Below are 5,111 nucleotides of genomic sequence, written 5' to 3' on the forward strand. Positions count from 1 at the left end.
AAAAAATAAAGAGAGTAAGGCGAATCGCAAGATTTGATTTATATATCTAATTTAAGATATAAAAAATATACGATGAAGAGTTTGATCCTGGCTCAGGATGAACGCTAGCGGCAGGCCTAACACATGCAAGTCGAGGGGTAGAGATAGCTTGCTATCTTGAGACCGGCGCACGGGTGAGTAACGCGTATGCAACCTACCTTATACAGGGGAATAGCCCGAAGAAATTCGGATTAATGCCCCATGGTTTAAACAAGTGGCATCACTTATTTAATAAAGATTTATCGGTATAAGATGGGCATGCGTATCATTAGCTAGTTGGTATGGTAACGGCATACCAAGGCAACGATGATTAGGGGTCCTGAGAGGGAGATCCCCCACACTGGTACTGAGACACGGACCAGACTCCTACGGGAGGCAGCAGTGAGGAATATTGGTCAATGGAGGCAACTCTGAACCAGCCATGCCGCGTGCAGGATGACGATCCTATGGATTGTAAACTGCTTTTGTACAGGAAGAAACCCAACTACGTGTAGTTGATTGACGGTACTGTAAGAATAAGGACCGGCTAACTCCGTGCCAGCAGCCGCGGTAATACGGAGGGTCCGAGCGTTATCCGGAATTATTGGGTTTAAAGGGTTCGTAGGCGGCCATATAAGTCAGTGGTGAAATTTCTTAGCTTAACTAAGACACTGCCATTGATACTGTTTGGCTTGAATCATATGGAAGTAACTAGAATATGTAGTGTAGCGGTGAAATGCTTAGATATTACATGGAATACCAATTGCGAAGGCAGGTTACTACGTATGTATTGACGCTGATGAACGAAAGCGTGGGGAGCGAACAGGATTAGATACCCTGGTAGTCCACGCCGTAAACGATGGATACTAGCTGTTTGGTTTTTATAATTGAGCGGCTAAGCGAAAGTGATAAGTATCCCACCTGGGGAGTACGTTCGCAAGAATGAAACTCAAAGGAATTGACGGGGGCCCGCACAAGCGGTGGAGCATGTGGTTTAATTCGATGATACGCGAGGAACCTTACCAGGGCTTAAATGTAGATTGACAGGTTTGGAAACAGACTTTTCTTCGGACAATTTACAAGGTGCTGCATGGTTGTCGTCAGCTCGTGCCGTGAGGTGTCAGGTTAAGTCCTATAACGAGCGCAACCCCTATTGTTAGTTACCAGCACGTAATGGTGGGAACTCTAACAAGACTGCCGGTGCAAACCGCGAGGAAGGTGGGGATGACGTCAAATCATCACGGCCCTTACGTCCTGGGCTACACACGTGCTACAATGGCCGGTACAGAAAGCAGCCACCTAGTGATAGGGAGCGAATCTCAAAAACCGGTCACAGTTCGGATTGGAGTCTGCAACTCGACTCTATGAAGCTGGAATCGCTAGTAATCGGATATCAGCCATGATCCGGTGAATACGTTCCCGGGCCTTGTACACACCGCCCGTCAAGCCATGGAAGCTGGGGGTACCTGAAGTCGGTGACCGCAAGGAGCTGCCTAGGGTAAAACTAGTGACTGGGGCTAAGTCGTAACAAGGTAGCCGTACCGGAAGGTGCGGCTGGAACACCTCCTTTCTAGAGAAAGAATTAGGATATAAATATTACTCTCTGCTGTTAGTTCAAAAACATTAAGATATAGTTTACAGAGTCTCGTAGCTCAGCTGGTTAGAGTACTACACTGATAATGTAGGGGTCGGCAGTTCGAGTCTGCCCGGGACTACAAAACATATCTACGGAAATTTTAGAGGTTGAGAAAGAGTCTAACCTAGTTTAGAAGCTTATTGGCTATCTATAAATTGGGGGATTAGCTCAGCTGGCTAGAGCGCCTGCCTTGCACGCAGGAGGTCATCGGTTCGACTCCGATATTCTCCACCAGGACATAGTCCAAAACGATCATTGACATATTGAGATACTTAACTAATAATACAGTTAGAAAGAATCAAATTTAAAAAATATATAGAAAGTACAAGTCGAAAGACATTGTAAGCACATAAGCAAAATAAGGGCGTATGGGGAATGCCTAGGCTCTCAGAGGCGAAGAAGGACGTGATAAGCTGCGAAAAGCTACGGGGATCGGCACACACGAATTGATCCGTAGATATCCCAATGGGGCAACCCAGTATGTTGAAGACATACTATCCAAATAGGAGGCAAACCTGCTGAACTGAAACATCTAAGTAGGCAGAGGAGAAGAAAACAAAAGTGATTCCGCTAGTAGTGGCGAGCGAACGCGGAATAGCCCAAACCAATGTTGTTACGGCAATATTGGGGTTGTAGGACCACGCTGTTCTATGTGAATTGAATTAGAATAACCTGGAAAGGTTAACCATAGAGGGTGATAGTCCCGTATAAGTAAGAGACATAATAGATAGTGGTATCCTGAGTAGGTCGGGGCACGTGAAACCCTGATTGAATCTGGCGGGACCATCCGCTAAGGCTAAATACTCCTGAGAGACCGATAGTGAACCAGTACCGTGAGGGAAAGGTGAAAAGAACCGTGAATAACGGAGTGAAATAGATCCTGAAACCATACGCCTACAAGCGGTCGGAGCTTCTACGTGAAGTGACGGCGTGCCTTTTGCATAATGAGCCTACGAGTTACCGTTGCTGGCAAGGATAAGGACTTCAGGTCTGGATCCGTAGCGAAAGCGAGTCTTAATAGGGCGCTTTAGTCAGTAGTGGTAGACGCGAAACCGTGTGATCTACCCATGGGCAGGTTGAAGTTTAGGTAACACTAAATGGAGGACCGAACCGATAAACGCTGAAAAGTTTTCGGATGACCTGTGGGTAGGGGTGAAAGGCCAATCAAACTCGGAAATAGCTCGTACTCCCCGAAATGCATTTAGGTGCAGCGATAATCATAGTTACTTAGAGGTAGAGCTACTGATTGGATGCGGGGGCTTCACCGCCTACCAATTCCTGACAAACTCCGAATGCTAAGTAATGTTTATTATCAGTGAGGGCATGGGTGCTAAGGTCCATGTCCGAGAGGGAAAGAACCCAGACCATCAGCTAAGGTCCCCAAATATATGCTAAGTTGAAAAAACGCGGTTTGATTGCTTAGACAGCTAGGATGTTGGCTTGGAAGCAGCCATTCATTTAAAGAGTGCGTAACAGCTCACTAGTCGAGCGATCGAGCATGGATAATAATCGGGCATAAGCATATTACCGAAGCTATGGATTTATACGTAAGTATGAGTGGTAGGGGAGCATTCTAACGGGGCTGAAGGTGATCTGTGAGGATTGCTGGACCTTTTAGAAAAGAAAATGTAGGCATAAGTAACGATAAGGGGTGCGAGAAACACCCCCGCCGTAAGACTAAGGTTTCCTCAGCTATGCTAATCAGCTGAGGGTTAGTCGGGACCTAAGGCACACCCGAAGGGGGACGTCGATGGCCAACGGGTTAATATTCCCGTACTACTTATAACAGTGATGGAGTGACACAGTGATGAAAGCACCGCGAACTGACGGAATAGTTCGTTGAAGCACGTACCTATAGGTCTGATAGTAAAATGCGTCAGACTTGGAGAAATGCGATAGTACTCGGAGTCTACGGACAAAGAGATAGTGTGCCTAAGGGCTGTCAAGAAAAGCTTCTAAACTTAGGTTATAAGTACCCGTACCGTAAACCGACACAGGTAGTCGAGGAGAGTATCCTAAGGCGCTCGAGAGATTCATGGCTAAGGAACTAGGCAAAATAGACCTGTAACTTCGGGAGAAAGGTCGCCAGCGCAAGCTGGCCGCAGTGAAGAGGTCCAGGCGACTGTTTATCAAAAACATAGGGCTCTGCAAAATCGTAAGATGACGTATAGGGCCTGACACCTGCCCGGTGCTGGAAGGTTAAGAGGAGATGTTATTCGCAAGAAGAAGCATTGAATTGAAGCCCCAGTAAACGGCGGCCGTAACTATAACGGTCCTAAGGTAGCGAAATTCCTTGTCGGGTAAGTTCCGACCTGCACGAATGGTGCAACGATCTGGACACTGTCTCAGCCATGAGCTCGGTGAAATTGAAGTATCGGTGAAGATGCCGATTACCCGCAGTGGGACGAAAAGACCCTGTGCACCTTTACTATAGCTTAATATTGTTCTTGGATAAGTGATGTGTAGGATAGGTGGGAGACTGTGAAATGGCGTCGCTAGGCGTTGTGGAGTCATTGTTGAAATACCACCCTTTGCTTATTTGAGATCTAACTTCCTAAACGGAAGGACATTGTTTGGTGGGTAGTTTGACTGGGGTGGTCGCCTCCAAAAGAGTAACGGAGGCTTCTAAAGGTTCCCTCAGCACGCTTGGTAACCGTGCGTAGAGTGCAATGGTATAAGGGAGCTTGACTGAGAGACTTACAAGTCGATCAGGTACGAAAGTAGAGCATAGTGATCCGGTGGTTCCGCATGGAAGGGCCATCGCTCAAAGGATAAAAGGTACGCCGGGGATAACAGGCTGATCTCCCCCAAGAGCTCATATCGACGGGGGGGTTTGGCACCTCGATGTCGGCTCGTCACATCCTGGGGCTGGAGAAGGTCCCAAGGGTTGGGCTGTTCGCCCATTAAAGTGGCACGCGAGCTGGGTTCAGAACGTCGTGAGACAGTTCGGTCTCTATCTACTGTGGGCGTTAGAAATTTGAGTGGATCTGATTCTAGTACGAGAGGACCGAATTGGACCAACCTCTAGTGTATCTGTTGTCTCGCCAGGGGCACCGCAGAGTAGCTACGTTGGGAAGGGATAAGCGCTGAAAGCATATAAGTGCGAAACCCACCACAAGATGAGATTTCTTTAAAGGGCCGTGGGAGATTACCACGTTGATAGGCTATAGATGTAAAGGCAGTAATGTCAGAGTCGAGTAGTACTAATAGCCCATAAGCTTATGTGCACGTCTCTCCCTATTTTAATAGGGAGAGAGCCACTTTCTAATTTTAAAAAGACGACTGTATTTTAGTAAATAAGTAACTTGATATAAAAATATTAGTTATCCAAAGTGATGACAACCGATTTAGGGTGGTTATTGCAGCGGGGCTCACCTCTTCCCATTTCGAACAGAGAAGTTAAGCCCGCTTGCGCAGATGGTACTGCTAACCAGTGGGAGAGTATGACACCGCCCTT

General features: G+C 47.0%; 2 tRNA genes and 3 rRNA genes. All 5 read left to right on the forward strand.

The features are described 5' to 3' along the window. Positions 1-69: 69 nt before the first annotated feature. Positions 70-1,588: ribosomal RNA gene (locus ACYSNV_RS12320) — 16S ribosomal RNA — on the forward strand. 71 nt (positions 1,589-1,659) lie between these two features. After that, positions 1,660-1,733: transfer RNA gene (locus ACYSNV_RS12325), tRNA-Ile, on the forward strand. A 78-nt stretch (positions 1,734-1,811) separates the two neighbouring features. Beyond that, positions 1,812-1,888 (forward strand) — tRNA-Ala (locus ACYSNV_RS12330). Between the two features lie 113 nt (positions 1,889-2,001). Then, positions 2,002-4,881: ribosomal RNA gene (locus tag ACYSNV_RS12335) — 23S ribosomal RNA — on the forward strand. Positions 4,882-5,002: 121 nt separating this feature from the next. After that, positions 5,003-5,111, forward strand: a 5S ribosomal RNA gene (gene rrf / locus ACYSNV_RS12340); the annotation flags it as partial.

This window comes from Myroides sp. LJL119 (assembly GCF_054871605.1).